The 6303-nt window shown below is 69.3% G+C and carries 4 protein-coding genes and 1 pseudogene; all 5 read right to left on the minus strand.

Going from position 1 to position 6303, the window contains the following annotated elements:
- Positions 1-544 (minus strand): TlyA family RNA methyltransferase (locus VHK87_RS16020; RefSeq protein ID WP_329635893.1); only part of this gene is annotated, 544 nt, incomplete at its 3' end.
- Between the two features lie 7 nt (positions 545-551).
- Positions 552-2312, minus strand: a complete 1761-nt coding sequence (locus tag VHK87_RS16025) for a class I adenylate-forming enzyme family protein (protein WP_329635894.1) — start codon at positions 2310-2312, stop codon at positions 552-554.
- A gap of 108 nt (positions 2313-2420) precedes the next feature.
- Entirely contained in the window at positions 2421-5087 is a 2667-nt protein-coding gene (locus VHK87_RS16030; protein WP_329635895.1) for a valine--tRNA ligase, read from the minus strand.
- 121 nt (positions 5088-5208) lie between these two features.
- Complete coding sequence (locus VHK87_RS16035; protein ID WP_329635896.1) at positions 5209-5820, minus strand: DUF2497 domain-containing protein; 612 nt, start codon at positions 5818-5820, stop codon at positions 5209-5211.
- A 124-nt stretch (positions 5821-5944) separates the two neighbouring features.
- Positions 5945-6303: pseudogene (locus tag VHK87_RS16040) on the minus strand (hypothetical protein); the annotation flags it as partial.

Consider the following 6303-nt stretch of genomic DNA (forward strand, 5'->3'; position numbering starts at 1 on the left):
ACTGGGGTTTCACCAAAGCCACTAGATCGGCGCCCGCAGCGGCCAAGGACAGCGGCACGGGCAGCACCTTGGAAAGCCCGATGAAGCTGGCGTCGCAGACCACCAGATCTGGCGGCTCCGGAATTCGTTCGGCGTCGAGGCGGCGGGCGTCCACGCCTTCCAGGGAGACCACCCGCGGATCGGCGGCGAGCCTGGGGTGAAGCTGCCCCCGCCCCACGTCGACCGCATAGACGCGGGCCGCGCCCCGGGCGAGGCAGACCTCGGTGAAGCCGCCGGTGGACGCCCCGACGTCGAGCACGACGCGGCCGGTCACGACGATGGGCCACAGGTCCAGCGCGTGGACCAGCTTCAGCGCGCCGCGGCCGACCCACGGGTGGGCCGCCTCGGCCGCGATCTGCGCCTCGATGGCGATCAGGTCGGAGGCTCGCGCCACTGGGCGGCCGTCGGCGAGGACCCGGCCCGCCTCGATAGCGGCCCGGGCCTTGGCGCGGCTTTCGAAGAGGCCGCGCTCGACCAGCAGGACGTCGGCGCGCCTCTTCTCCACCGGCGGGTCAGGCGCCCGCCTGCTCCTCTTCAAAGGCCTTCTTGAGCTCGTTCTTGAGGATCTTGCCGTTGGCGTTGCGCGGCAGGATCTCGTGCCAGAACTTGACCTTGACCGGCACCTTGAACGCGGCCAGGCGGCCGGCGACGTGGGCCCGCAGCTCCTCCTCGGTGGCCGAGGCGCCCGGCTTCAGGGTCACCACGGCGGCCGGCTCCTCGCCCAGCGTGCGGTGCGGGATGCCGACGATAGCCGCGTCCATCACCGCGGGATGGTCGTAGAGAACGTTCTCCACCTCGACGCAGTAGATGTTCTCGCCGCCGCGGATTAGCATGTCCTTGGCTCGATCGATGATGAAGCAGAAGCCTTCCTCGTCGACCTTGGCCAAGTCGCCAGTGCGCACCCAGCCGTCGACGAAGGTCTTGGCCGTCTCCTCCGGCTTGTTCCAGTAGCCCTTGCAGACCTGCGGCCCGCGGGCCCACAGCTCGCCGACCTGGCCAGGCGGCAGCACGGTGACGCCGTCATTCGGGTCGCGGATCTGCAGATCGGAGACCGGCACGGCCGGGCCGCAGCTGTCGGGCCGGTTCTGGTAGTCCTCGGCCGAGTGGCCGGTGACCGAGGCGCAGGTCTCGGTCATCCCCCAGCCGTTGCCCGGCTGGGACTTGGGGAAGACTTCCTTGATCTTGCGCACCAGCTCCGGCGCCGAGGGGGCGCCGCCGTAGCCCACGGATTCCAGCGACGAAAGGTCATAGTTCTGGCGCGCCGGGTGCTCGATCAACTGCCAGGCGATGGTCGGCACGCCGCCGGCCTGGTTGATCCGCTCGCGTTCGATCAGCTCGAAGGCGCGGATCACGTCCCACTTGTACATCATCACCAACTTGGCCCCGCCGAACAGGCTGGGGTTCAGCACCGCGAAGCAGCCGGTCACGTGGAAGAACGGCACGCTGATCAGCGAGGCCCGCTGAGGCGCGCTGGGGTCAGGCTGCGGCGGCTTCTCGCCGCGGCGCAGGAAGGAGCGCGCGGCTCCGATGGCCCCGGCCATGATGTTCGAGTTCACCGCCCGCTGGGTCGCCAGCGCGCCCTTCGGCTTCCCGGTGGTGCCGGAGGTGTAGAAGATGGTGGCGTCGTCTTCCGGGCCGATCTCGACCGGCGGCAGCGGATCGGCCGGCAGGTCCTTCCAGCTATTCGGCTCGCCGATGACCGCTTCAAGCTTCTTCACAAGCGGATGGGCGATCTCGTCGCGCTCGCGGCTGACGTAGACCCGCACCAGGCTCGGGCAGTTGGGCAGGTGCTCGGTCATGCGCTCATAGCGCTCGGCGTCGACCACCAGCACCTTGGCGCCGGAGTCGGTTACGCCGTACTCGAGTTCGGGCCCGGTCCACCAGGCGTTCAGCGGGGTGACGATCGCCCCGATAGAGGCGGCGCCGTAGAAGGCCGCGACCCATTCAGGCAGGTTGCGCATGACGATGGCGACCCGGTCGCCCTTCTGCACCCCTTGCGCCTGCAGCTCGCGGGCGAAGGCGGAGACGGCGCGATAGAAGGCCTCGAAGCTGACCCGCTCGTCCTCGTAGACCAGGAAGATCTTGTCGCCGTGCTGGCGCGACCACTCCACGACCGAGCGGATGGACGGCGGGGCGTTCTTCCAGACCTTGGTCTTGATCCCGCGGATCTCGATCTCCTCGACCTCGGTCGGCAAGCCGGGGGCGGTGAGGAGGGCGTGAGCCTGCTGGATGGACATCGCAGGCCAACCCGGAGGCAGCGCGGCCTCGGTCATGAGCGTCAACTCCCGTGTGCTCCGCGCGCGGATGAACGCCCGCGCGTCGTCATAGGTGAACAAGCATAACCTACGGCGAGAGGCAAACTTTGCCCTCGCGTCCGCGGCTTAGACCACCGCCTTCAGGCGACCGAGCGCGGATTCCAGCTTGGCCTTGGCGGCTTCGGCTTCGGCCAGACGCTCGCGGTTCTCGTCGACGACCTCTTCGGGAGCGCGGGCGATGAAGTCCGGATTGGAGAGTTTCTTGGCCGTGCGCTCGATGTCCTGAGTGTGGGCGGCGATCTCCTTGGCCAGGCGGGCCCGCTCGGCGGTCAGGTCGATGAACTCGGCGACCGGCAGGGCCAGGGTGGCGCCCTCCACGACGAAGGGGATGGCGCCTTCCGGCGCGGCGGCTTCGGAGCGCACCTCGGACACCCGCAGCATCAGGCCGATGGAGCCGGCGGCGGCCTCGAGCGTGCGGCGCTGCGCGTCGTCGGCCTCGATCACCAGCAGCGGCGGGCGGGCCGAGTTGGGCACATTGAGCTCGTCCCGCACCGAGCGGCCCTCGCGGATGGCGGCGACGATCAGCTCGATCTCGGCCTCCGCGGCCGGATCGACCAGGCCGGCGCCAAGCTGGGGCCAGGGCGCGGTCATCAGGAACCCGGTGTGGCCGCGCGCAGCGCCGCTGGCGGCGGTCTGCGCCCACAGCTCCTCGGTGAGGAACGGCATCACCGGGTGCAGCAGCAGCATGATCTGGTCGAGCACCCAGGCCGCGGTGGCCTGGGTCTCGGCCTGGGCCGCGGCGTCCTCGCCCTTCAGGATCGGTTTCGAGAGCTCCACATACCAGTCGCAGTAGACGTTCCAGATGAACCGGTAGAGGGCGCTGGCCGCATCGTCGAAAGCGCACTCCTCCAGCGCTTCGGTCACCGCCCTGGCGGTGCGGGCGGTCTGGCCGACGATCCAGCGGTTCAGCGGCAGGCCGACCTTGGCCGGATCGAAGCCCTCGGCGCGCTCGCAGCCGTTGGCCTGGCAAAACCGCGCGGCGTTCCACAGCTTGGTGCCGAAATTGCGATACCCTTCAATGCGCTGTCGCGAGAGCTTGATGTCCCGCTGGTGGCCGCTCATGGCCGTCAGGGTGAAGCGCAGGGCGTCGGCGCCGTAGTCGTCGACCAGTTCCAGGGGGTCCATGACGTTCCCCTTGGTCTTGCTCATCTTCTTGCCCTCCGCGTCGCGAACCAGGGCGTTGAAGAAGACGCGCTTGAAGGGGACCTCGCCCATGAAGTGCAGGCCCTGCATCATCATCCGGGCGACCCAGAAGAAGATGATGTCGCCGGCGGTGATCAGCACGCTGGTTGGATAGAAGCGGGCCAGGTCGCCCGTCTTCTCCGGCCAGCCGAGCGTCGAGAACGGCCACAGCGCGGAGGAGAACCAGGTGTCGAGGACGTCCTCGTCCTGGCGCAGCGGCTCCTCGTGGCCGTAGACCTCCAGCGCCTGGGCCTTGGCCTCGGCTTCGGTCTCGGCGACGAACACCTTGCCGTCCGGGCCGTACCACGCCGGGATCCGATGGCCCCACCAGAGCTGCCGCGAGACGCACCAGGGCTCGATGTTGCGCAGCCACTCGAAGAAGGTCTTCTCCCAGTGCTTGGGGACCATGGTCGTGGTCCCCTCCTCCACCGCCTTTATCGCCGGCTGGGCCAGGACCTTGGCGTTGACGTACCACTGGTCGGTCAGGAAGGGCTCGACGGGCACGCCCGAGCGGTCGCCGTGCGGGACCACGTGGCGGGTCTTCTCGATCCCGCGCAGCAGGCCGAGTTGTTCAAATTCCTCAACGACTTTCGCGCGCGCCTTGAAGCGGTCGAGGCCGCGGTAGGCCTCAGGGGCGTTGGCGTTGATGCGGGCGAACTCGTCCATCACGTTGATGGCCGGAAGGTTGTGGCGCTTGCCGACGATGAAGTCGTTGAAGTCGTGCGCCGGGGTGATCTTCACCGCGCCCGAGCCCTTCTCCGGGTCCGGGTACTCGTCGGCGATGATCGGGATCGGACGATTGACGATCGGCAGCCGCACCGCCTTGCCGATCAGGTGGGTGTAGCGCTCGTCCGACGGGTGCACGGCCACCGCCGTATCGCCTAGCATGGTCTCCGGCCGGGTGGTGGCGACGACGATCTCGCCGGAGCCGTCCTCCAGCGGATAGGCGAAGTGCCAGTACTGGCCGTCGACCTCGCGCTGCTCGACCTCCAGGTCGGAGATGGCCGTCTGAAACTGGGGGTCCCAGTTCACCAGCCGCTTGTCGCGGTAGAGCAGCTTCTCCTTGTAGAGCTGCACGAACACCTTGCGGACGGCGGCCGAGAGTCCCTCGTCCAGGGTGAAGCGCTCGCGGCTCCAGTCGCAGGAGGCGCCCAGGCGGCGCAGCTGGTGGACGATGCGCCCGCCCGACTGGGCCTTCCACTCCCACACCTTGGCCACGAACTCGTCGCGGGTCATGTCCCGGCGGCTCATGTTGCCTTGGGCGGCGAGCTGGCGCTCGACGACCATCTGGGTGGCGATGCCGGCGTGGTCGGTGCCGGGCAGCCACAGGGCCGCCTTTCCGCGCATCCGCTCGAAGCGCGTCAGCACGTCCTGCAGCGTGTTGTTCAGCGCATGGCCGATATGCAGCGAGCCGGTGACGTTCGGCGGCGGGATGACGATGCTGAACGGCTCGGCGCTCGGGTCGTCCTTGGGCGCAAAGGCGCCCGAGTCCTCCCAGGCGGCGTAGAGGCGCGGTTCAACGGTCTTGGGATCGAAGGTTTTGTCGAGCATGGCGTGTCCGGCGGTGCATATAGAACCGCTCGCCCCCGGGGAAGCGGGGACCCAGGCCTGACGTGGGTCCGGGCGGCGCTCCGTGCGGCCGACGCGGTTGTGAGACGGAGGCTCCGGGCCCCTAGCGTACTCGTCCGCGCGCGATCCGCTCGACCTCGGCCTCGACCGCGGTCTGGACGATGCCCGGCAGGTTGTCGTCCAGCCACTGCTTCAGCAGCGGGCGCAACAGCTCGCGGACGATCTGCTCGAGGGTGGCGTCGCCGTTGCCCAGGCCGATGTTGGCCGAGAGCCGGGTGAAGGCGCTGGCGGCCAGACTGGCGGCCTCGGGGCCGACGAGCCCCTCGCCCACGTCGACAGGGGCCGGGGCCGGCGCGAGAGCCGGCGCGGGCTCCTCGTAGGCGGCCGACACGGGCTCCTCGAAGGCCGGGGCCGTGGTCGGGCTGTAGGCGTCGATGTCGCCGACGCTCTCGACCCGCTCGGTCAGCTCCAGGACCTCGTCGTCGTCCTCGTCCGCGGCGAACGCCACGGGCTCAGGCTGCGGTTCGGGCTCCGCCTCAGGTTCGCGTTCCGGAGCGGCGAATGCGGACGCCACGGCGGCCTGGGGCTCCGGCTCCGGCGGCGGGACAGGCAGATCGTCGCCCTTGTCGGCCGGAACATCCTCTTCCGAGATGATGCGGCGGATGGAGGCGAGGATCTCCTCCATGGTCGGTTCCGGAGAGGTCTGGTCAGACATGTGGGCCGGTCCGCGCTCCGCGCTCAAAGAATCCGTGGCGCCACACTAGGGGCGCCGCGGGGATGGTGCAATTTTCCAACGGACTAGCAAGGGCCTGCCGCCTGCGAATGGCGGCGGGGCGCTACTATTGCCCGGAAGTCGGAGCCGGCGCGGGCGCCGTGGCGGCCGGAATGGCGCCCACCGGCGGCGGGGCGGGCTTCTCCACCGGCTGCGGCGTCAGCAGCGAGTCGATCACCGAGATCGGCTCTTCCCAAGGCACCCAGCCCCAGGTGAAGCGAAGCTTCCGGAAGTTGGTCTCCGGATTGTAGATCTGCACGCCGGGGACCAGGTTCTGGGCCTCCAGCCGGCCCATGGCGTTGAGCACCGAGGTCGCGGCCACATACTCCTCGCGGCGGGCGTTGATCTGCGACAGCTCGGCGGCGCGCAGCTCCTGTTCGGCGTTCAACACGTCCAGCGTGGTGCGCAGGCCGACCTGCTGCTCCT

This window comes from Phenylobacterium sp. (assembly GCF_036263695.1).
Taxonomy (GTDB): domain Bacteria; phylum Pseudomonadota; class Alphaproteobacteria; order Caulobacterales; family Caulobacteraceae; genus Phenylobacterium.

Coding starts and splice junctions, on each gene's coding strand:
- VHK87_RS16025 (WP_329635894.1), bottom strand. CDS start 2,312: ATGACCGAGGCCGCGCTGCCTCCGGGTTGGCCTGCGATGTCCATCCAG.
- VHK87_RS16030 (WP_329635895.1), bottom strand. CDS start 5,087: ATGCTCGACAAAACCTTCGATCCCAAGACCGTTGAACCGCGCCTCTAC.
- VHK87_RS16035 (WP_329635896.1), bottom strand. CDS start 5,820: ATGTCTGACCAGACCTCTCCGGAACCGACCATGGAGGAGATCCTCGCC.